Consider the following 19,983-nt stretch of genomic DNA (forward strand, 5'->3'; position numbering starts at 1 on the left):
CCGTTCGCTCAGCCGCTCACGGCCTCCCACAGGCTCCACACGCCGAGGCCCAGCATGAGCAGCGCGGCGATCTGCGTGATCAGCCGCAGCGGTACGCGCTTCATCAGGGCCTTTCCGCCGACGATGCCGAGTCCGGCGACGGCCCACAGGCCGAGCACCGCGCCCAGGCCGACGGAGAGCGGGTCGTCGTAGCGGGCGGCCAGGTTGGCGGTCATGATCTGGGTGAGATCGCCGAACTCGGCGACCAGGATGAGCATGAAGCCGGTCCCCGCGACCTTCCAGAAGGACTGGTCGGCGGGCTTCCTGATCTCCTCCTCGTCCTCGCCCTTCTGCAGCAGCAGCATCGCGGCACCGCCGAGGAAGAGGACGCCGGTGAGGGCGTGCACGATCTGCTGCGGGAGCAGGGTGAGCACGCTGCCGGCCGCCACGGCGAGCACGACGTGCAGCAGGAAGGCGGCGGCGACGCCCGCGAAGACGTACGAGGCGCGGTAGCGGGTGCCGAGGACGAGGCCGGCGAGCGCGGTCTTGTCCGGCAGTTCGGCGAGGAAGACGATGCCGAAGACGAGCGCCGTCACGGTGATGCTGATCAAGGATCCTCAATCGGTCGGGGCTGCCCCGCCGAGAGTGCGGTACGTCACGCGATGACACCTCGGCACGGCAGCGCACTCGGCGCCCGCGCCGGGGGGCACGGGCGTGCACTGCTTGCCGAAGGTCTCGCTGACGGACGTCGATGGAACACGACGGTCCGCCTCCGGGCGCCGGCTCAGGCTCGCTGAGCAGTATGTCGACGGTCCGGCGAAGAGCTACTCCCCTTCTGCGCTCCCCATCGTACGGGATGTGAAAGTTCCGTCGTCAACCTTGTCGTGACATGCGCACGTCACTAGCTTCTTACCGAGCGCTCACTCCCCGGCCACACCGCACCGCGAGCATTCCCTCGCTCGCGCACCAACACCCCGACCCCACAAGGGAGTTCACGCATGTCCAGGTTCTACGCGCGTCGACGGACGAGCATACTCGCGGCGCTCACCGGCCTGATCGCCTCCGTCGCCCTGTTCAACTCGCCCAGCGCCTCCGCCGCCCTCCCCACCCCGGTCAGCGCCGCCACCGCCCGCACCTACCTCTCCCAGCTCACCGTGGCCACCGAGAATCGCACCGGCTACGACCGTGATCTCTTCCCGCACTGGATCACCATCAGCGGCGCCTGCAACACCCGGGAGACGGTCCTCAAGCGGGACGGCACGAACGTCGTCACCGACTCCTCCTGCGCCGCCACCGGCGGAAGCTGGTACTCCCCGTACGACGGCGCCACCTGGACCGCCGCGTCCGACCTCGACATCGACCACCTCGTCCCGCTGGCCGAGGCCTGGGACTCCGGCGCGGGCAAGTGGACCACCGCGCAGAGGCAGGCCTTCGCCAACGACCTGACCCGGCCGCAGCTGATCGCCGTGACCGACAACGTCAACCAGGCCAAGGGCGACCAGGACCCGGCGACGTGGGTGCCGTCGCGGTCGGCGTACGTGTGCACGTACGTGCGGGCGTGGGTGCAGGTGAAGTACTACTACAACCTGTCGGTCGACTCGGCGGAGAAGAGCGCGCTGACGAACTACCTGGCCGGCTGCTGAGTCCTGCGGACAGCCGCTCAGGAGGCCGGGCGGCGGCGCACCAGGAAGCCCGCCGCCGCGCCGGCGCCGAACAGCGCGGCCACCGAGACCCCGGTCGCCAGCCAGGAGGCGCCCAGCCACTGGGCGCCGTAGTAGCCGAGGGCCACGCTGTAGGCGGCCCAGGACAGGCCGGCCAGGGCGGACCAGGGCAGGAAGTCGCGGGCGCGGCGGTGGGCCGCGCCCGCGCAGAAGGAGACGACCGAGCGGCCGGCCGGGGCGAAGCGGGCGAGGACGACCAGCGCGCCGCCGCCCCGGGCGAGGGCCTCGCCGAGACGTTCCTGCGCGACGGTCAGCCGCCGGGAGCGGGCTATCGCCCGGTCCAGCCGCTCCCCGCCCCGCCAGGCCAGGCGGTAGGCCACGAGGTCACCGAGGACGGAGGCGGTCGCGGCGGACAGGATCAGCGCCAGGATGTCCGGCACGTCGTGCGGCACCCCGCCCGCCGCCGCACCGGTACCGGCCGCGGCCGCGGTGCCGGCGGTGATGACGAGCACCCCGCTCGGCAGGACCGGCAGGAACACGTCGAGCAGCACCGACAGGGCCACCACGGCATAGATCCAGGGTCCGGCCGCCAGCGACCCCACGCTCTCCAACACGACGACTCCCGCCACTCCCCCATTGACAGCCATACAGCGTACGCGGGGGGTGTGACAGGAGGTTCGCCGGGGTTCTGGTGGGTTGCCGGGTCTGGTGGGCCGGCCGGGTCCGGTGGGCTGGCCGGGTCCGGTGGGCTGGCCGGGTCGGACGGGTTGCCGGGGCCGGTGGATTGCGGGCCCGGTGGATTGCCGGGTCCGGTGCATTGCCGGGCCCGGCGGATTGCCCGGGTGCGGCGGATTGCCGGGGCCGGTGGGTTCGGTGCCCGGATCGGGTCCGGTCAGGCCGCCAGCGGCTGCCGCTCCGCCGCGGGCTCCGCCGCGGTGCGCCGGGCGAAGAGCCGGTCCAGGCCGAAGGCGCCGGAACCGGTGAAGACCAGCAGGAGGAAGCCCCAGCAGAACAGGACCGGCAGCTCACCGCCGTTCTGTATGGGCCACAGCGCGGCCTGCTGGTGGACGTCGAAGTAGGCGTACGCCATCGAGCCGGAGGCGACCAGCGCGGCGCCGCGGGTGCCGAGGCCGAGCAGCACCAGGCCGCCGGCGACCAGCTGGATCACGGCCGCGTACCAGCCGGGCCAGGTGCCGGCCGCGATCGTGCCGCCGTCGGTGCCGGCGGCGCCGCCGAGGACGCCGAACAGGGAGGCGGTGCCGTGCACCGCGAAGAGCAGGCCGAGGACGGCGCGGAAGAGCCCGATGGCATAGGGCTGAGCGGAGTTGAGGCGTGCGGACATGAGGGGATCTCTCCTCTTCGGTGTCGGTCGGGCCGGCCGGGGACTGAGCAGGCCGGTCGTGGGGGCGGCGGTACCGAACGGGAGGCCAGGTTAGGCGAACCTAATCAATGCTTGCAAGTTCAACATCCAAGGTCCGGCGCATGCCCCGGACGCCCGGCGCGCCCGCGCTGGGGCGCACCGGACGGGAGAGTCTCCTCGTGAGGGCTGCCGACTGTGGGTCAGGTGAGGAAGCGGTGCGCCGGGCGCTACCCGGCGGGCCTCACCGAGCGCCCCCGCACCTCCAGGTCCCCGAGCAGTTCCGCCGTCGCCTGCGCCACCGCGGCCACCGCCCGGTCGAAGGCCTCGCGGTTGTGGGCGGCGGGCGCGCGGAAGCCCGAGATCTTGCGGACGTACTGCAGCGCGGCCGCGTGGATGTCCTCGTCCGTGGCCTCACCGGGCAGCACGGGCGGACGCAGGGTCTTGATACTCCGGCACATGAGACAAGTCTGGCGCGGGAGAGCCGCGCGCTGCCATGATCGTCGCGAAGGCGGCCACCGACTCCCGGGGCCGACCGTCGAAAGGACAACTCCATGACGCATCCGCTCACCGTGGCCGTCCTCGGCCCCGGCGGCACCGGCGGCCTGCTCGCCGCCCTGCTGTCGCGCTCCGGCCACCGCGTGGTCTGCCTGGCCGGGGAGGCCACGGCCGACGCCCTGCGCCGTTGCGGCATCACGGTCCGCAGCCGGCAGTTCGGCGACTTCACGGCCGCCGTCGACGCGGACACCGAGCTGCGCGCACCGGTGGACGCCTGCCTGGTCACCGTGAAGCACACCGCACTCGACGCCGCGCTCACCCGGGTGCCGCCCGCCGCCCTCGGCGACGCCCTGCTCGTGCCGCTGCTGAACGGCGTCGAACACCCCGCCGCCCTGCGCGCCCGCTACCGCCCCGAGCTCGTGGCCCCGGCCGTGATCCGGGTGGAGTCCACGCGGACCGCCCCGGGCGTGATCGAGCACGGCAGCCCGTTCACGGAGGTCGACCTCGCCGGGGACGCCGTGCCCCGCGCCCGCCTCGACGCGCTGGCCGGTCACCTCTCGGCCTCGGGTGCGACGGCCCGGGTGGCCGGGGACGAGACGGCGGCCCTGTGGGCGAAGATGGCGTTCCTCGCCCCGTTCGCCCTGCTCACCACCCGCTACGGCGTACCGCTCGGCACGGTCCGCACCCGGCACCGGGACGAGCTGGAGGCCATGGTCGCCGAGACGGCCGCCGTCAGCCACGCCTCGGGCGCCCCCGCCGACCCGGCCCGGGCCCTGGCCCGGTACGACGCCTTCCCGAGCGCTGCCAGGTCGTCCATGCAGCGGGACGCCGAGGCGGGCCGCCCGCTCGAACTCGACGCCATCGGCGGGGCGTTGCTGCGCGCGGCCGAGCGGCATGCCGTTCCGGTGCCGGTGACGGAACGGCTGGTGCGGGAGCTGCGGGCCGCCGGCCACTGAGCCCCGGCCACCCGTTCGGCTGAACCTCGCCCGGATCCCCCCTTCGGCCTCGCACCAGAAAATCGAACAGGCGTAGCATTGCGCCGTGGCTACGACCTATGAATTCCCCAGTGACCTCCTCGCCGGCCAGGAGGAGCTGCATCAGGTCCGGGCCGAGCTGTCGGCCCTGCTCAAGCGGCTGCCCTGGTCGGTCGAGCCGATGGACGGCTTCAGCGACGACACCGGCTGGCGCAAGGTGGAGCGGCCCGCGTCCCCGGGCTGGACGGAGGACGAGCAGGCCGAGGTGGAGAAGCTGCGGCGACGCGAGCACGAACTCGCGGTGTTCGTCAGCACCCACCGCTTCTGGGCCGAGGTGGCGGCGGCGGACCGCATGGAGGCCCGCTCCCGGCTGAAGCACGCCCACGAGCGGACGGCCGAGGAGGAGTAGGAACGGGAACGGCCCCTCGGAGGACTCTCCGAGGGGCCGGACCGGTGGGCGCGGACGGTTTCGAACCGCCGACATCCTGCTTGTAAGGCAGGCGCTCTACCCCTGAGCTACGCACCCGGGACAGGTCGACAGCCTACATCGCCGGGGCGGCTGCGCCGCAATCCGCGGTCGGGGTCCCGTGCCCTCGCCGATCCGCCGGCGCCGGTGAACTGACCGCCCCCCGTCGTCGTCCTACCCAGGTGGGACAATGACACCACCCAGCGCGAAGCACGGCACGGGAGAGGGATGTGACGGCGACACCGGGCACACCAGTGAGAGAGCCGTACCCGCCGTCGTCCGCCGTACGGGCCCGGCGTGGGACCTCGTCGCTGTGGGACCTCGTGGTGCTGGCGGGGCTGCCCGTGGTGGCCGTGCTCGCGGTGCCGGCCGCTTTCGCCGGCGGGGGGACCCGGCGGTGGTTCGGCGGGCGGGCGGAGAGCCAGCGGGCCGACGCACAGGCCGCGAAGGACGCGGCGGCCACGGCGTTCTACGAACTCGACACCGCGCAGCGGGACCTGCGCATCTCCATCGAGACGATCTCGGCGGTGGACGACTCCCCCGCGGCCCGGCGTGCCGTCGCGGACTTCGCGGCGCTCGGGCAGCGGATCGACGAGGTCAGCCGGCGGTACATCGAGGCGGTCGACGCGCACGACCTGGACCGGCACGACCTGGAGGCCGGTGTGGCGGCCCGGGCGCGGGCGGAACTGACGGCGGCCAAGGACGAGCTGGTGCGGGCCCGGCAGGAGCTGGACCGGTTCGGCGGCTCGCTCGGACCCCTGCTCGGCAAGGCGGAGACGCAGCTGGCGCGGCTGGCGCCGGCCGTGGAGCGGGCCCGCCAGTCGCTGCTGGCGGCGAGCAACGCGCTGGACGCCGTACGCGAGAGGGGCCTGCGGGCGGAGGAGCTCGCGGCGCGGCTGGCGTCCCTGGCGCCGGAGCTGACCAGGCTGAACCAGGGTGCGGGGCAGCACGGGGTGCAGGCGACGCTGGAGCGGGCCGAGTGGGTGCAGCGCGAGGCCGGGGCGATCCGGGCGGAGGCCGAGCGGCTTCCGGAGCGGGCGGCGGAGATCGATCACCGGCTGGTGAGTCTGCGGACCCGGGCAGAGGCGCTGACCACGCGGGCGGATCAGGTGGAACCGGTGCTGAGCGAGCTGCGGCGCCGGTTCGCGGCGGCCTGCTGGCAGGACCTGCAGCAGGTGCCGGCGCTGGCGGCGGAGAACGTGCGTCAGGCGGAGCTGAGGCTGCGGGAGGCGCGGGCGGCGCGGGACGAGCAGCGCTGGCCGGACGCCACCTCGCTGCTGTCGACGGTGCGGGCGCTGCTGAACGCGACGGACGACGCGGTGTCGGCGGCCGGTGACCGGCTGGGCCGGCTGAACGCGGTGCAGAAGGATCCGCAGGCGGAGATCGAGCGGACCCGGTTCGCGATCCGGGACGCCCAGCGGCTGGCGATGACGGGGCGTACGACTCCCGATCCGCGGCATGCCGGGCCGCTGGACGAGGCGGTGGCGCGGCTGGAGCGGGCGGTCGGCACGTTGGAGGGGCGGCATCCGGACTACTGGCACTTCCTGTCCGAGACGGAGGGGGTGCGGCAGTCGGTGGCGCGGGTGGTGGCGCGGATCCGTGAGGAGCGGGGTGCCGGGCACTGAGCCGTGACGTGTTGCCGGGGGTGCGGGGCAAGCGGATATTGAAGGGGACGGATGGCCTCCGCTAGCGCCCGAGGGAGGCGGACATGGCCACACACGCAGTGCATTCGAGGAACGCCGAGGAACGGCGGCGTCCGCGGCTGGACGACCACCTGCCCGTCGACCACCGGCTCAACACCGTCTACCGCGTCGGCGCGGGTCTGATCGGGGCGTTCCTGGTCGTCTTCGGCATCCTCGGCCTGGTGGACCACATCGGTTTCTTCAACACCGGCGGGAACGCGGTCGCCGGGCTGAACACCAACGGCGCGCTGAGTGTGCTGTCGGTCTGCATCGGCGCGGTTCTGCTCGTCGGCATGGTGATCGGCGGGAACCTCGCGTCGACGCTGAACATGGTCCTCGGGGTGCTGTTCCTGCTGAACGGCTTCCTGTTCCTCGGCCTGCTGGACACGACCGGCAATTTCCTGGCGTTCAGGATCCAGAACGTCTTCTTCAGCTTCATCGTGGGCCTGTTGCTGATGACGTTCGGCATGTACGGCCGGGTCGGCCACAATCTGCCGCACGACAACCCGTACTGGCGGGCCCGCCACCCGGAGACCTCCCCGCCGGAGCAGCGGATGCGGCCGGAGCGGCGGGAGGTTCAGGGGCGGCAGGGCCCGCGTCAGCCGGGACGGGGTCAGGTCCTGTAGGCGTAGAACGCCGCGTTCGGGTACGAGGCGACGAGGCTGGCCACCGACCTGTTGTAGGTGTTGGTGGAGTGGTAGCTCACGTACGGCACGCCCCGGCGGTCCCGGTAGGTGACGATCATCGAGTGGTCCTTGGACCCGTCGCGGTTGAAGTCCATCTGCAGCACGTCGCCGAGGTCCAGCTGGTAGACGTTGGCGAGGCTGGTGGCCCGCTTGGAGGACAGGGCGAACCAGGAGAACTCGTTGACGCCGACGAAGGAGTCGGACTGGATGTCGGAGTTCCCGAACCACTTGTGGAAGTCGTACGTGTAGCCGGGTACGTGCTTCCAGCCGCCGGCCTTCAGGGCCTGGCTGACGAAGTTGGTGCAGTCGCCGCCGGCGCCCTGCCCGTTGAAGTCGGGGTAGGCGGTGTTGTAGTTGTTCCAGTACTTCTGGGCGTAGGCCACCATGGCCTTGTAGTCGTAGCCGGTCGCGGAGAAGTTCTTCGCGTTGGCGGGCGCGGGCCAGGTGGTGGCGGAGCGGGTCGCGGAGGGCGGCCCGTCGTCGTCGCCGGCGGTCTTGACCTTGGCGACGGCGGGCTTGGCGACCTGGTTGACGGCGAGGTAGCCGTCGTCGGTGTCGCGGATGCCGGTGAGCTGCCAGGTGCCGTGCTGGTCGGCCCGGAAGGTCAGCTCGTGGTGGGCCTGGAACCCGGTGGTCTTGGGGCTCTTGCCGGTGACCTTGTCGTAGGTCAGCGAAGTGGTCTCCGTGACGGCGACCTTGGCGTGGCGGCCCTTGACCTGGGTGGCGTCCAGCGTGACCTTGGTGCTGCCGGCACGGTAGGTCTCGCCGAGGCGGGCGAGGCGGCTGCGGCGGTCGCGCAGGGCGTCGAGTGCGGACTTCTCCTGGCGGGTCTGTCCGCCGGACAGGCGCACGGAGCCGGAGAAGCCGGACGTGTGCCGGGTCTGCTGCTTGCCGGCGCCGTCCACGAGGGCCTGGGTGCGGTCGGTGAAGACCGCGTCGGCCAGTTTCTGGAAGGTCGCCTTGGTGGCCGCGTCCACCGTCGGGTCGTCGGTGACGGCCGCGCCCGCGCTCCAGTTGGGCACCAGGGCCACGCCCGCCACCACCGAGGCGGCCGCGGCGGTCACTATGGCCGTACGGCGCCGCCCACGGCTCAGTCTTCTAGATTTCAATGATGATCCCCTCTACGCCGGTACACCTACCGGGCGAGGGGCATCTTGCCACGCCGGGTGCGGCGGTTGTGAAGGGGGTTGCACAAGTGGAATCACTTGCGCGTACTTGTCACTTGACGACCGCCGACCAGTCGGGCGCCTGGGCGGGGTCCAGGCTGCGCAGGGCGGCCAGGGTCTGCGGCTTCTGGACGTCGAGCCAGTCGGACAGTTCCTTGAAGGACACGCACTTGACGCCCTTCCTGGTGCAGACGTCCTTGACCACCTGGTCGATGGACTTCATGTAGATGCCGCCGTTCCAGTCCTCGAAGTGGTTGCCGATGAACAGCGGGGCCCGGCTGCCGTAGTAGACGCGGTTGAAGCCCTTCATGTACGAGTCGACGGTCATCTGCTCCCACTCGGAGAACTTGGCCGGGTCGCCCTGGGTCTCGCCGTCGGACTGGTTGTAGAGGAAGTTGAAGTCCATGGACAGGGCCTGGACGTCGTTCGTGTACGGCAGCAGCTGGAGCGGGAAGTCCCAGATGCCGTTCTTCTTGGCGGGCCATATCTGGAAGTCGCCCGGGGAGCTGGCGTCGTAGCGCCAGCCGTAGCTCTTGATGGCCTTCAGCAGGTTGGGCTGGCCCTCCAGGCAGGGCGCGCGGCCGCCGGCGACCTCCTTCTTGAAGTCGAAGGGCAGCGGGGGGACGTCCTTCCAGCCGGTGTTGGTCTTCCAGTGCTCCACGAAGGAGTAGAACTGGTCGATCTCGCTCTTCCACTCCTGCACGCTCCAGTCGCCGCCGCCCTTGGCGCCGCAGAAGTGGCCGTTGAAGTGGGTGCCGATCTCGTTGCCGTCCTGGTAGGCCTTGCCCAGCTGCTCCAGTGTGGTGCGGATGTGGTCGTCGGTGGCGTAGTCGATCGCGGCGTCGCCCGGGGAGTGCATCGGGCCGTGGTACTGGGCCTTCTTGCTCTTGGGCAGCAGGTAGATGCCGGTGAGGAAGAAGGTCATGTGGGCGTTGTACTCCTTGGCCAGCTCCCGGTAGTGCGAGAACAGGTGGTCGCCGCCCTCCAGGGCGCCGTCCCAGGAGAAGACCACGAACTGCGGTGGTTTCTCACCGGGCTTGAGGGGCACCGGTTTCAACTGCCCCTTCTGCGGGCCGGTGTAGGAGGTGGAGCCGTCGCCGAGGATCTTCGTCCTGCCGTCCCACTCCGGGGTCGGTGAGGCCTTCGGCGCGGACGTGGGCTTCTTGCCGGCCGCGGCGGCGGGCGTGCCGTCGCCGTCCGTGCCCGACAGTGCCAGGAATCCGGCGACCAGCGAGGCGACGACGAGGAGGGCGGCCAGTGTCAGGACCTGTGGTCGGGTGGCGCGGGGCGCACTGCGGCGGCGGGGGGCTCGACGACGGCCTGACGACGACATCTTGCGGGGCATGCGCGGCTCATTCTGCGGAAGGGGAGGGTGCACGGGACCCCGGCTCAGCCGAGGCCCGTCGCTGCCGACCAGAGGGCATACGGGACGCTGTTGGCGGACGTTCCGGCCAGGCCCTTGAGCGGCAGTGGCTCCAGGGATCTGGCCAGGTCGATCCGGTAGACGACGATCGCGGTGGACACGGAGTCGGCCGTGCCGACGTACCAGGCGGCGGTGTCCTTCTCGGTGGTGCCGGCCTTCCCGGACACCCCGGTGCGGCCGGCGGCCGCCTCGGGGTGGGCGGTGCGGAAGGAGTCGCCTAGCGCCTCGGTGACCTCCTCGGCCACCTTGGCGCCGACCGCGCGCTCGGGGTGCGGGGTGGCGAGCGGGACCGGGGAGCCGTTGCGGGTGATCCGGCGCACCGAGTACGGCTCGGTGTGGGTGCCGCCGGCGGCGAAGGTGGCGTAGCCGCTGGCCATCCGGATCGCGCTGGGCGTGGAGTTGCCCAGCGACAGGGCGGGGACCTGGGGTCCCATGCTGGAGGACAGCAGCCCGGAGCCGACGGCGGTCCGGCGGACGGTGTCCAGGCCGGCGTCCATGCCGAGCTGCATGAACGGGGTGTTCACCGACTTCGCCATCGCCTCGCGCAGGGTGATCTTCCCGTAGGACCTGCCGCCGTCGTTGTGCGCGGCGACCTTCTTGCCGCTGCGGTCCCAGTACGGTCCCTCGGGGGTGGTGACGGGGACGCCGTCGTCGCCGTCGTAGACGCTGTCCGGGGTGACCGGGGTGGCGGGCCCGTCGCGGGTGGTGTGCACCCCGTGTTCCAGTCCGGCGGCGTAGACGAACGGGGTGAAGGCGGTGCCGGCCGGGACGGTGGTCGCGTTGGACTCGTTGTAGCCCTGTGTGCGGTGGTCCGGGCCGCCGTAGACGGCGAGGATCCGGCCGTCCGCGGTCACCGAGGCGGCGCCGTAGTGGCCGTTCTTCGCCACCGCCGGGTCGTCCTGCCGGGCCTTCTTGCGGGCCTGGGTGACGGCGTCGGTGAGGGCCTTCTCCCGCTTGCGGTCGAAGGTCGTGTAGATCTGGTAGCCGCCGAGGTCGAACTGCTTGTCCGTGAGGTGGGCGGCCTTCTTGGCGTACTGCGAGGCCAGCTCCACCAGGTAGTCGCTCTGCGCACCGGTGTTGTACAGCGGGTTGCTCTTCAGCGGCTCCGGGTACTTCGTGTACGTGGCCCGTTCCTGCGGCGACAGCTTGCCGATCTTGACCATGCGGTCGAGGATCCAGGACCAGCGTTCGACGGCCCGCGCGTGGTTGGCCTTGTTGAGGGTGGGGTCGTAGAGGCCGGCGCCCTTGAGCAGGGAGGCGAGCATGGCCGCCTCGGAGGCGTTGAGCTTGCCGACGTCCTTGCCGTAGTAGGCCTGGGCGGCGCGCTGGATGCCGTAGCTGCCGCGGCCGAACCAGCTGGTGTTGAGATAGCCCTCCAGGATCTCGTCCTTGCTCATCTTGTTGTCGAGCTTGAGGGCGATCATCGCCTCGGTGAATTTGCGGCTGACCGTCTGGTTCTGCGTCAGGTAGACGTTCTTGACGTACTGCTGGGTGATGGTCGATCCACCCTCGGTGTCTCCCTGTCCCAGAGTGCGGAACACCGCGCGGGTGATGCCCTTGGCGGATATGCCCGGGTCCGAGTAGAAACTCTCGTTCTCCGCCGCGAGCACCGCCCAGCGGACGTCCGGGGGGATGTCCTTCAGCGGCATCGCCTGCCGCTGCACCCAGCCCGTGCGGGCCATGGGCGTGCCGTCGGACCAGAAGTAGACGTTGTCCTGTTGTGTGGCGTACGAGTTGAGGTTGTCCGGTATGTCGGTCATCGCGTACGCGGTGACGAGGAACGCGCCGAGCAGACCGAACGAGGTCAGGGTGGCGCCGAGCCACTGGCGCCAGGAGGGTATCCAGCGCCGCCAGCCGGCGCGGCCGGGGCGCGGATAGACCGGCTTGAACCGGCGCGCGTACGGAGCCATGCGGCGCGCGTACGGGGCCAGGGGCGCGAACAGGCGGCCGAGCGGCGCGAGCGCGCGCCCGAGCGGGTCCAGCAGGCGGCCGAGCGGCGCGAGCGCGGCCGTGACGGCGCCGCCCGTCGTCGCGGTGCGCTCCCGTCCGGCGGAGCGCGCGCCACGGCGGCGCTCCGCACGGCCGCCACCCGGAGCGGGCGGCTCCGGCGGCGGAGGGACGCGCAACTGCATGGTCTCGTCCGCCCTGAGGGCGTCCACCCTCAGATGCAGGGTCTCGTCGGCGCCCTTCGGCTTCTCGCCACGGCCACCCCCCATGGGGCCGCCCTCCCCCTGCGACGCATCGGTCACGCCTGCGTCTCCCTCCGCACTCGGTCTTGCTCGCGCGGGTGAGCTGAGCATCCTCGCAACGGCGTTCACAAATTATCAGTAACGTTTTCGAATGCCCTGCACATATGCCGGATGGAAAGCAACACTCAGGAAACATTGAGACGCCCCCGGCCGGGCCTTGACGGCTAACCTGAGCGTATGCCTCGCTACGAGTACCGCTGCCGGACCTGCGGCGACACGTTCGAACTGAACCGACCGATGGCCGAGTCGGCCGCTCCCGCGTCGTGCCCCGCCGGGCACGACGACACGGTGAAGCTTTTGTCGACCGTTTCCGTGGGCGGCGTGTCGTCCGCCACACCCGCGCCCGCGCCCAGGGCCGGCGGGGGCGGGTGCTGCGGCGGCGGGTGCTGCGGGTAGCCGCCCACGGGGCGCCCCCTACACGGGCCGCCCGGCCGCGCTCAGGAACTCCCGCAGGATCCGCTCCCCCGCCAGTACGCCCCGCTCCGGCAGGGCACTGACCGCCGGAGCCGTCCAGCCCGTGTCCGCCAGTTCGCCGTGGCCCGGGCGCCAGCCCCTGTCGGCGGCCAGGAGCAGATCGGCGTCGAGCAGGGAGTCACCGGCGGCCAGGGTCGGCTCCGCGCCGGTGCGCCGGGCGACCTCGCGGACGGCCGCGCTCTTGGTGAGCGGCTTCGGGACGGCGTAGATCTTGCGGCCCTGGAGGGAGACCGTCCAGCCGCGGTTCTCCGCCCACACCGCCAGCTCCTTCACCCAGTCCTCGGGCAGCAGCTCGCGCTCCACCACCAGATAGGCGAACAGGTCCTCCGCGACCCGGTGCTTGCGCACCCACACCGGGTCCGCGGAGCGCAGCAGGTGCTCGCGCACCTCCTCCAGCGGCGCGCACTCGTCCGCGAGCCGCGCCAGCACGCTCGCGTGCCAGTCGGCGTCCGTGACCCCGTCCACCAGCAGATGGCCGCCGTTGGCGCAGATCGCGTACGCGGGCGGCGGACCCGGAAGGCTGATGCGCTGGTACTGCTTGCGCGTCCGGGTCGTCGTCGGCACGAACACGGCCGCGTCCCCGAGGTCGGTGAGCAGACCGGCCGCCGTCTCCGTCATATAGGAGAGGGGTCTCGATTCGTGGACCTCCACGCACAGCAGCCGGGGCGCCCGTGCGTCCGGCATGGTCAGCGCGAGGGCCGCGGAGGAGTAGATGAGCGTACGGTCGAGGTCGCTCGCCACCAGCACCGGCATCAGACGGTCACCGCCTTGCCGTCGGCGCCCGTCGCGCCCCGCGTGTACCGGGGGTGGATCAGGCCGACGCAGGTGTACGGCAGGTCGCCGACCTCCTCGACCGGCACCCCGCGCTGCTCGGCGAGCAGCCGCACGTGGTCCAGGTCGGCGCCCGCCCCCGCCCGCGCGAGGACCTTCCACGGCACCCGGCGCAGCAGCACCCGGGTGGTCTCGCCGACGCCCGGCTTGACCAGGTTGACGTCGTGGATGCCGTACTCCTCGCTGATCCGCTCGACCGCCCGCCAGCCCGCCCAGGTCGGGGTGCGGTCGGCTGCCAGCAGCTCCTTGACCGCGCCGTCGACGGCGTCGGCGACCTCCGGGAAGCGGGCGGAGACGGCGTCGAGGAAGGCCACGGAGACGTCCGCGCCGGCCAGTTCGCGGTAGAACTTGGCGCCGTGGAAGTCGTGCGGGCCGACCAGGTCGGCGCGCAGCACCGTACGGGAGACCAGGCCGGAGACGGTCGAGTTGAGGCAGGCGGAGGGGATGAGGAAGTCCTCGCGGGTGCCGTAGGTGCGCACGCAGGAGCCGGGGTCGGCGAGGACGGCGATCTCCGGGTCGAACCCGGTGACCCCTTCGGCGGCCTCGAACTCCTCGACGGCCCGGGCGAGTTCCCGGGTGATCGCGCCCTTGCCGGTCCAGCCGTCGACGAAGACGACGTCCCGGGGGTCGTGGCGGTCGGCGAGCCAGCGCAGCGCGTTGGCGTCGATGCCCCGGCCGCGCACGATCGACACGGCGTAGTGCGGAAGCTCCAGGCCGTGCCGGAACTGCGCCCAGCGGCGCATCAGGATCCCGATCGGGGTGCCCGCGCGGGCCAGGGAGACCAGCACCGGCCGCGGCGACCGCTCGGCGACGACGGTCTCGGTCACCACCCCGACGGCCCGCGCGATCCGGGCGGCCGACTCCTCCAGCGCCGCGTGGAACAGCTCCTGGTACTGCGCGCTGGGCTGGTACTCCACCGGCAGTGACTCGGCGTAGTGCGCACCGCCGCTCTGGACGGCCTCCTCCCGCTCCTCCGTCGGCGCCTCCAGGGGCACGGCGGACAGGTCCTGCAGCAGCCAGCCGACCTCCTCCGGCGCGTACGAGGAGAACGCGGGGCCGCGCAGGGGCTCGGGCAGCATGACCGGCCTTTCGGGAGGGTGCGGGACGTACGAGGGTACGACCGCGAGCAGGACGTGCGGGACGTGCGCGGCGAGGGCGGCGGGCAGGCCGTCGGGCGCGTGCAGGGCGGGGGTGTCGGCGACGGAGTCGACCACCGCGACGACGGCGTCGAAGCCGGCACCGGCCACGTTGTAGGCGTACCGTTCGCCGGGCCCGTCGGCCGGGTCGTCGTGGGCCGGGAAGACCAGCCGGGTACGGATGGCGTACCCCGGGTCGTCCACCGCGAGGACGGGCGACCGGGTGGTGGTGGAGAACCGCACCTCGGCGTCCATGCTCCGCTCCAGCTCGCGGGCGAGCCGCAGCGGTGCGTACATCAGCTCCTCGAAGCCGAGGACGAGGATCCGGCGGGCGCCGGCGGGCAGGGCGTCGCGCACGCGGGCGGCCATGGCGGGCAGGGCGGCTTCGAGACGGGCCCGGTGGGCGGGGGTGAAGCCGTGCCGCCCGCCGTCGGGGAGCCCGGGAGGCCAGTGCAGGTCGACCTGGGTGACCCGGCCGGGCCGGTGCGCCCCCTCGGGGACGCGGGACGGGACGGTGTGCGGCTCCGCCGCCCGGGCGGGGGCGACCCCCTCGGTCCCGCTCCCGGCGGCCTCGCATTCCGCGACCAGCCGCTGCCCCTTCTCCAGCACCCCCTCCGGCAGCCGTACGGTCCCGGACGCGGCGGCGACGAGATCCACCCGCGCCCCGATCTCCGCGGCGAACCGTTCCAGCCGGCCGGAGTCCTCGGCGGACCGCATGTCGACCAGGGCGACCACCACGTACCTCCGCCGCGGATACCGCGCGTGCAGATCACGGATGGTGTTGAGCACGGTGTTGCCGGTGGAGAACTCGTCGTCCACCAGCACCAGCGGCCCGTCCCCGGCCAGCAGACCGGGGTCCTCCGGCAGCAGGAGGTGCGACGTGGCGTGGGAGTGCGACTCCTCGAACCCGCCCGCCGGGACCACCCCGGGCACCTCCCGCCGCGTGGAGTGCAGATACGGCGCGGAACCGAGCCCGTCGGCGACGGCGTGCCCCAGGCCGGTCGCGGTCTCCGCGTAGCCGAGGACGACGGCACCGGCCCCCTGCCCGTCCTCGCCGAGCAGCGCGGCCACCCGCCGGCCCAGCCGGAAACCGTGCTCGTACACCACGGCCGGCGACTGCGGCACGTGCTTGCCGAGGACGTGGGAGACCAGCAGGTGGGCCCGCTTGGGGTTGCGCCGCAGCGCGAGCCCCAGCAGCGCCGGGAGCGCGTCGTCGCCCACGAGCGCGACCCCGAGCCGCTCGGCGACCCAGCTGCCGGACCAGACCCCGTCGTTCACTGCGTTGTTCATGCGTTCCTTGGAGAGGGGGAGAAGGGTTCAGCCGGGTATGCCGGCGGCGAGCAGTTCCACGAAGCCGACGTCCTCGCCCGCGACGCCGAACACCTCGGCGCGCAGCAGGGTCCGCTCGGCCCAGGCACGGTGCGGTTTCACTTCGTTCATCTTGTTCGTGTAGGCCGACCGGAGTACACCCCCGCCGCCGCGTTCCGGCCGCAGGATGTCCTGGGCGTCACTGAACTCCTCGTGGCTGACCACGGAGAGCGCGTGGACGGGCAGGACGTGCGAGGGATGGATGCAGGTCTTGCCGAGCAGGCCGTTGGCCTGGTCGAGGGAGATCTCCCGGAGCAGTCCGTCCATGGCGTGTTCGATCAGCTTCGCGCGCAGCTCGGCGGCCTGCACCTCCAGGAAGGGGCTCTGCCTCAGCTGCGGCTTGAACATGCGTTCGGACACGCGGAAGTACTCCCAGACCGGGCCGGTGACGGTGAAGCCGGTGCCGTCGGCGCGGCCGAGCATGTTCACGACGTCGGCGATCACCGAGGCGACGATCTGGACGTCGTAGGCGGTCATGTCGGGGGCGCGGCGCAGGCCGTAGGAGGAGCAGAAATCGGTCACGCCGAGGCGGAGGGCCAGCACCCGGTCGCGGTACTTGTCGACCGCGCGGAAGATCCCCTCCAGGGTCTCCACGCGGGACTCGCGGTAGAGCAGCTGGGGGGACTCCAGGACGGGCATGGCGAAGAGGCGCCGGCCGCAGGCCCGCTCGGCCGTGGTGAGGGCCTCCAGGAAGGGGATGCCGCGTTCCTCGGTGAACTTGGGCAGCACGAACCCGGACAGCAGGCGCACGGCCGGGCCGAGACGGCGGACCAGGTCCGGTATCTGCCCGGGGGCGCGGACCCGGATGAACAGCAGGGGCGGCTCCACACCGGGCCGGGCGGCCAGCTCGGCGAACTGCCGGACCAGGTTCTCCTCCCCGGGCCCGACGTCCGCGTCGTCGATCGAGTCCTCCAGGCACAGCACCATCGAGACCACGCCGTTGCCGGCCTGTTTGACGATGTCGTCGGCGAGCCGGGGCCGGGTGGCCGGGCTGTACAGCGTGGCGCCCAGGGCCGCGGAGAGCAGCCGGGCCGGGGAGTCGGCAGTGAACGCGCACGGCTCCTGATGGAAGAGGCGCTGTCGCACCTCGGGGGCGATGTGCCCGAAATGACGCATAGGACTCCCTCGGGGCGTGAGCCGAGCCTCTGTGTTCGGTAAAGGGTGGCCGGTAATAGTACGTACGGATCCATGTCGGGGGTTCCCGGCGGGCATGAATTTCCGGTGACCCGCCCATGTCGGCACCGTCACCCCCCGCATTGTCGTGACCAGGACCGAGAGGGCAGGATGACCGCATGACGCACGCGATGCTGAAGGGGTCGAACGTCCCGCTGGAGGCCACCACGGTGCGCGCCGTGCTGCGCTGGACGCCCGGACAGGACGTACCGGACGTGGACGTGTCGGCGCTGCTGCTGGGCCCCGACGGCCGTGTGCGCTCCGACGAGGACTTCGTCTTCTACAACCAGCCCCGGCATCCCTCCGGGACAGTGTGGCGGCTCGGCAAGAAGCGGATCACCGAGGGGCTCACCGACACGATCCAGACAGACCTCTCCGGTGTGGAGCCGGCCGTCGGCCGGATCCTGCTGGTGGCCTCCGCGGACGGGGTCGCCTTCGACCGGGTGCCGGCGCTGTGCATCCTGCTGTACGACGCCTCGGTCGCCGAGGGAGAGCCGCTGGCCCGGTTCGAGATCAAGCCGGAGACCGGCGCGGAGACGGCGCTGATCTGCGGTGAGCTGTACCGGCGCGGGGAGGGCTGGAAGTTCCGGGCGCTGGGCGAGGGCTACTCGAACGGGCTGAAGGGGCTCGCGACGGACTTCGGCATCTCGGTGGACGAGTCCGAGATGGAGGAGGAGCCGATCGCGGCGCCGCCGTCACTGCCGTCCCCGCCGTTGCCCGCGGAGCAGCCGACGTCCGCGGTTCCGGCACAGCCGCCCGCGTACGGCTATCCGCAGCCGATGACGGCGCCGGCGGCCGTGGCGGGGGACGGTTACTTCCGGCTGCCCCCGCAGGGGCCGCAGTTCATCGGGCGGTAGGGCGCCCGAGCCGCGCCTACCTGTCCACCTTCGTCTTGTACCCCCGGCCCCACTGCAGCCCCCACCCGTACAGGCGGTCCAGTTCGCCCTGGAAGCCGTAGACGAACTTGACCTCGCGGCGGACCATCAGCTCACCCTTGATGTTCTCGATCATGACCACGGCGCAGGAGCGAGCCTGGGGGTGGCGTTCGTCGAGGCCTATCTCGATGCGGGGGCCGTTGCTGGGGTAGAGGGTGACGACGGCGTGGGTACGGTCGAAGGCGGGCGTCTGGTCGTAGATGTACACGAAGACCAGCAGGCGTTTGATGGCGTCCCGGTGGTCGAGGTTGACGTACATGGTCTCGCCGGACGCCGAGCCGAACCGGTCGTCGCCGCTGAGCTTGATGTACGGCGGCGCGTTGACGTCGCCGAGGTAACCGCCGAGCGGCTGTACGACCCCCTTGGTGCCGTCGGCCAGCTCGTAGAGGCAGCCGAGGTCGAGGTCGACGTTGACCATGCTCTGACCGTGGCCCAGGACCTCCGGCGGCTTCAGCGCCTTGAGGGGGTGCCGGAACAGGCTGGGCCGCTGCATCCCGTCGAAGTCGGAGGTGCGCATCCGCCAGGAGAGGTTGACGCGCAGGTTGCCGGTGGCCGCCTGCTGCTTGGTGAGGGACACCGTCTGGTGCCGCCTGGTCAGTTCGATGGCGTTGCTCGAGGCGTTGCCCGAGTCGAAGTCGGCGGCGCGCCCGCCCAGCAGCCCGTCGAAGAAACCCATTCCCGCCCCCAGGTACCCGTTGTGACGCCGACGGGGCGGCCGGCCGTGCCGGCCGCCCCGCTCAGAGCGTTCCTCACCCGCCGGGCTGTCACACCCCGGAGGAGACCTCGGCCTTCTCGTCGCTGCCCTCGCCTGCCGCGGCCAGGGCACGGTTGCGGCGGACGGAGGAGAAGAACGACCAGGCGATCAGGACGACGCCGACCAGGCCGGTGATGACCTCGTGGATCTCGTACTGGATGGTGATCATGAGGATCACGGCGAGGGCGCCGATGGCGTAGTGGGCGCCGTGCTCCAGGTAGACGTAGTCGTCGAGGGTGCCCTGGCGGACCAGGTAGACCGTGAGCGACCGGACGTACATCGCGCCGATGCCGAGGCCGAGGGCCATCAGGACGATGTCGTTGGTGACGGCGAAGGCGCCGATCACACCGTCGAAGGAGAAGGAGGCGTCCAGGACCTCCAGGTAGAGGAACATGAAGAACGCGGCCTGGCCGGCCAGGACGATCGCGGGCTTCTGCTTGCCGCTGCGGGCGGCCTCTTCCTCCTCCTCGTGCTCGCGCTCCTCCTCTTCCTCCAGCTTGTCCTCGAAGTACCCGGACAGGCCGCCGACGACCATGTAGGTGATCAGGCCGGCGATGCCGGAGATCAGGACGGTCTGCGCCTTGTCGACGTGGATGCCGCCGTGCTGGTGGGCGTGGGTGGCGAAGGTGAAGGACGTGACCAGCAGGACGATCAGGGCGATGCAGACCGACAGCATGTCGACCTTGCCGAGCTTGGCCAGGGGCCGCTCGATCCAGCGCAGCCACTGGATGTCCCGGTCCTCGAAGATGAAGTCGAGGAAGATCATCAGCAGGAACATGCCACCGAACGCGGCGATCGCCGGGTGGGCGTCGGTGACCAGCTGCTGGTAGCGGTCCTTGTTGTTGAGCGCGAGGTCGACCGCCTCGATCGGACCCATCTTGGCGCTGATCGCGACGATGACGACGGGGAAGACCAGCCGCATGCCGAAGACGGCGATCAGGACGCCCACCGTGAGGAAGATCTTCTGCCAGAAGGCGTTCATCTTCTTCAGGATTCCGGCGTTGACCACCGCGTTGTCGAAGGACAGCGAGATCTCCAGGATGGCCAGGATCGCCACGAGGCCGAAAGCGGTCCACCCCCCGTAGAACACCGCCGCGACCAGACCGAGCGCGGTGACCGCGAACGACCAGCCGAAGGTTTTCAAAAGCACGGGCTACCCCATCGTGTGGTG

19 protein-coding genes and 1 tRNA gene are annotated in these 19,983 nt (G+C 71.6%); 7 read left to right on the plus strand and 13 right to left on the minus strand.

Annotated elements, in window-relative coordinates; all coding sequences use genetic code 11:
- Positions 1–8: 8 nt before the first annotated feature.
- On the minus strand, positions 9–590 hold the full coding sequence (locus ACZ7N4_RS02290) for a TMEM165/GDT1 family protein (protein ID WP_471352838.1): 582 nt from the start codon (positions 588–590) through the stop codon (positions 9–11).
- 387 nt (positions 591–977) lie between these two features.
- Between ACZ7N4_RS02290 and ACZ7N4_RS02295 the strand changes: the two genes are divergently transcribed.
- Entirely contained in the window at positions 978–1,622 is a 645-nt protein-coding gene (locus ACZ7N4_RS02295) for an HNH endonuclease family protein (protein WP_471352840.1), read from the plus strand.
- A 17-nt stretch (positions 1,623–1,639) separates the two neighbouring features.
- Here the strand turns inward: ACZ7N4_RS02295 and ACZ7N4_RS02300 are convergent, their stop codons facing one another.
- From ACZ7N4_RS02300 to ACZ7N4_RS02310, 3 genes are all read right to left on the minus strand, one after another.
- Entirely contained in the window at positions 1,640–2,254 is a 615-nt protein-coding gene (locus ACZ7N4_RS02300; protein ID WP_471352842.1) for a DedA family protein, read from the minus strand.
- Positions 2,255–2,532: 278 nt separating this feature from the next.
- Positions 2,533–2,982 carry a DoxX family protein gene (locus ACZ7N4_RS02305; protein WP_471352844.1) on the minus strand — a complete coding sequence of 150 codons (450 nt, stop codon included), beginning with the start codon at positions 2,980–2,982 and terminating at the stop codon, positions 2,533–2,535.
- 245 nt (positions 2,983–3,227) lie between these two features.
- The gene (locus ACZ7N4_RS02310; protein WP_471352846.1) at positions 3,228–3,458 is read right to left on the minus strand and encodes a DUF2277 domain-containing protein; all 231 of its coding nucleotides are present in this window, start codon (positions 3,456–3,458) and stop codon (positions 3,228–3,230) included.
- 93 nt (positions 3,459–3,551) lie between these two features.
- Between ACZ7N4_RS02310 and ACZ7N4_RS02315 the strand changes: the two genes are divergently transcribed.
- Together ACZ7N4_RS02315 and ACZ7N4_RS02320 are read left to right on the plus strand one after the other, a co-directional pair.
- Complete coding sequence (locus ACZ7N4_RS02315) at positions 3,552–4,451, plus strand: ketopantoate reductase family protein (protein ID WP_471352848.1); 900 nt, start codon at positions 3,552–3,554, stop codon at positions 4,449–4,451.
- A gap of 85 nt (positions 4,452–4,536) precedes the next feature.
- Complete coding sequence (locus ACZ7N4_RS02320; RefSeq protein WP_471352850.1) at positions 4,537–4,878, plus strand: hypothetical protein; 342 nt, start codon at positions 4,537–4,539, stop codon at positions 4,876–4,878.
- 45 nt (positions 4,879–4,923) lie between these two features.
- Here ACZ7N4_RS02320 and ACZ7N4_RS02325 read toward each other — a convergent pair.
- Positions 4,924–4,995 (minus strand) — tRNA-Val (locus tag ACZ7N4_RS02325).
- 170 nt (positions 4,996–5,165) lie between these two features.
- On the opposite strand from ACZ7N4_RS02325, the gene ACZ7N4_RS02330 reads away from it, so the two are divergent.
- Positions 5,166–6,560, plus strand: a complete 1,395-nt coding sequence (locus ACZ7N4_RS02330) for a hypothetical protein (protein ID WP_471352852.1) — start codon at positions 5,166–5,168, stop codon at positions 6,558–6,560.
- Between the two features lie 83 nt (positions 6,561–6,643).
- Positions 6,644–7,243: a DUF4383 domain-containing protein gene (locus ACZ7N4_RS02335; protein WP_471352854.1), complete on the plus strand. Its 600-nt coding sequence runs from the start codon at positions 6,644–6,646 to the stop codon at positions 7,241–7,243.
- Here ACZ7N4_RS02335 and ACZ7N4_RS02340 read toward each other — a convergent pair.
- From ACZ7N4_RS02340 to ACZ7N4_RS02350, 3 genes are all read right to left on the minus strand, one after another.
- Complete coding sequence (locus ACZ7N4_RS02340) at positions 7,231–8,367, minus strand: amidase domain-containing protein (RefSeq protein ID WP_471352856.1); 1,137 nt, start codon at positions 8,365–8,367, stop codon at positions 7,231–7,233. The two genes, ACZ7N4_RS02335 and ACZ7N4_RS02340, sit on opposite strands and share 13 nt — an antisense overlap.
- Positions 8,368–8,521: 154 nt before the next feature.
- Positions 8,522–9,814 (minus strand): polysaccharide deacetylase family protein, encoded by a 1,293-nt coding sequence (locus ACZ7N4_RS02345; RefSeq protein ID WP_471352858.1) that lies wholly within the window; start codon positions 9,812–9,814, stop codon positions 8,522–8,524.
- A 44-nt stretch (positions 9,815–9,858) separates the two neighbouring features.
- Positions 9,859–12,108, minus strand: coding sequence for a transglycosylase domain-containing protein (locus ACZ7N4_RS02350; RefSeq protein ID WP_471353149.1), 2,250 nt, complete (start codon positions 12,106–12,108; stop codon positions 9,859–9,861).
- 210 nt (positions 12,109–12,318) lie between these two features.
- Here ACZ7N4_RS02350 and ACZ7N4_RS02355 point away from each other — a divergent pair, with 210 nt between their 5' ends.
- Complete coding sequence (locus ACZ7N4_RS02355) at positions 12,319–12,537, plus strand: FmdB family zinc ribbon protein (RefSeq protein WP_471352861.1); 219 nt, start codon at positions 12,319–12,321, stop codon at positions 12,535–12,537.
- 18 nt (positions 12,538–12,555) lie between these two features.
- Here the strand turns inward: ACZ7N4_RS02355 and ACZ7N4_RS02360 are convergent, their stop codons facing one another.
- The 3 genes from ACZ7N4_RS02360 to ACZ7N4_RS02370 are packed head-to-tail and all read right to left on the minus strand — an operon-like array spanning position 12,556 to position 17,066.
- Positions 12,556–13,368 (minus strand): HAD family hydrolase, encoded by an 813-nt coding sequence (locus ACZ7N4_RS02360; protein ID WP_471352863.1) that lies wholly within the window; start codon positions 13,366–13,368, stop codon positions 12,556–12,558.
- Positions 13,368–15,872 (minus strand): phosphoribosyltransferase, encoded by a 2,505-nt coding sequence (locus tag ACZ7N4_RS02365; protein ID WP_471352865.1) that lies wholly within the window; start codon positions 15,870–15,872, stop codon positions 13,368–13,370. Before ACZ7N4_RS02365 ends, ACZ7N4_RS02360 begins: the two co-directional genes overlap by 1 nt.
- A 27-nt stretch (positions 15,873–15,899) precedes the next feature.
- Positions 15,900–17,066, minus strand: a complete 1,167-nt coding sequence (locus ACZ7N4_RS02370; RefSeq protein ID WP_471352867.1) for an HpcH/HpaI aldolase/citrate lyase family protein — start codon at positions 17,064–17,066, stop codon at positions 15,900–15,902.
- 176 nt (positions 17,067–17,242) lie between these two features.
- Between ACZ7N4_RS02370 and ACZ7N4_RS02375 the strand changes: the two genes are divergently transcribed.
- A complete protein-coding gene (locus ACZ7N4_RS02375; RefSeq protein WP_471352869.1) occupies positions 17,243–17,980 on the plus strand; it encodes a TerD family protein in 738 nt (245 codons plus the stop codon).
- Positions 17,981–17,996: 16 nt separating this feature from the next.
- On the opposite strand, the gene ACZ7N4_RS02380 is transcribed toward ACZ7N4_RS02375, so the two are convergent.
- On the minus strand, positions 17,997–18,734 hold the full coding sequence (locus ACZ7N4_RS02380) for a TerD family protein (protein ID WP_471352871.1): 738 nt from the start codon (positions 18,732–18,734) through the stop codon (positions 17,997–17,999).
- Between the two features lie 88 nt (positions 18,735–18,822).
- The gene (locus tag ACZ7N4_RS02385; RefSeq protein ID WP_467924984.1) at positions 18,823–19,962 is read right to left on the minus strand and encodes a DUF475 domain-containing protein; all 1,140 of its coding nucleotides are present in this window, start codon (positions 19,960–19,962) and stop codon (positions 18,823–18,825) included.
- Positions 19,963–19,983 lie beyond the last annotated feature (21 nt).

It is taken from the genome of Streptomyces sp. NPDC107654, from assembly GCF_055639035.1.

Coding starts and splice junctions, on each gene's coding strand:
- ACZ7N4_RS02295 (WP_471352840.1), top strand. CDS start 978: ATGTCCAGGTTCTACGCGCGTCGACGGACGAGCATACTCGCGGCGCTC.
- ACZ7N4_RS02305 (WP_471352844.1), bottom strand. CDS start 2,982: ATGTCCGCACGCCTCAACTCCGCTCAGCCCTATGCCATCGGGCTCTTC.
- ACZ7N4_RS02310 (WP_471352846.1), bottom strand. CDS start 3,458: ATGTGCCGGAGTATCAAGACCCTGCGTCCGCCCGTGCTGCCCGGTGAG.
- ACZ7N4_RS02315 (WP_471352848.1), top strand. CDS start 3,552: ATGACGCATCCGCTCACCGTGGCCGTCCTCGGCCCCGGCGGCACCGGC.
- ACZ7N4_RS02335 (WP_471352854.1), top strand. CDS start 6,644: ATGGCCACACACGCAGTGCATTCGAGGAACGCCGAGGAACGGCGGCGT.
- ACZ7N4_RS02345 (WP_471352858.1), bottom strand. CDS start 9,814: ATGCCCCGCAAGATGTCGTCGTCAGGCCGTCGTCGAGCCCCCCGCCGC.
- ACZ7N4_RS02350 (WP_471353149.1), bottom strand. CDS start 12,108: ATGGGGGGTGGCCGTGGCGAGAAGCCGAAGGGCGCCGACGAGACCCTG.
- ACZ7N4_RS02355 (WP_471352861.1), top strand. CDS start 12,319: ATGCCTCGCTACGAGTACCGCTGCCGGACCTGCGGCGACACGTTCGAA.
- ACZ7N4_RS02360 (WP_471352863.1), bottom strand. CDS start 13,368: ATGCCGGTGCTGGTGGCGAGCGACCTCGACCGTACGCTCATCTACTCC.
- ACZ7N4_RS02365 (WP_471352865.1), bottom strand. CDS start 15,872: ATGAACAACGCAGTGAACGACGGGGTCTGGTCCGGCAGCTGGGTCGCC.
- ACZ7N4_RS02370 (WP_471352867.1), bottom strand. CDS start 17,066: ATGCGTCATTTCGGGCACATCGCCCCCGAGGTGCGACAGCGCCTCTTC.
- ACZ7N4_RS02375 (WP_471352869.1), top strand. CDS start 17,243: ATGACGCACGCGATGCTGAAGGGGTCGAACGTCCCGCTGGAGGCCACC.
- ACZ7N4_RS02380 (WP_471352871.1), bottom strand. CDS start 18,734: ATGGGTTTCTTCGACGGGCTGCTGGGCGGGCGCGCCGCCGACTTCGAC.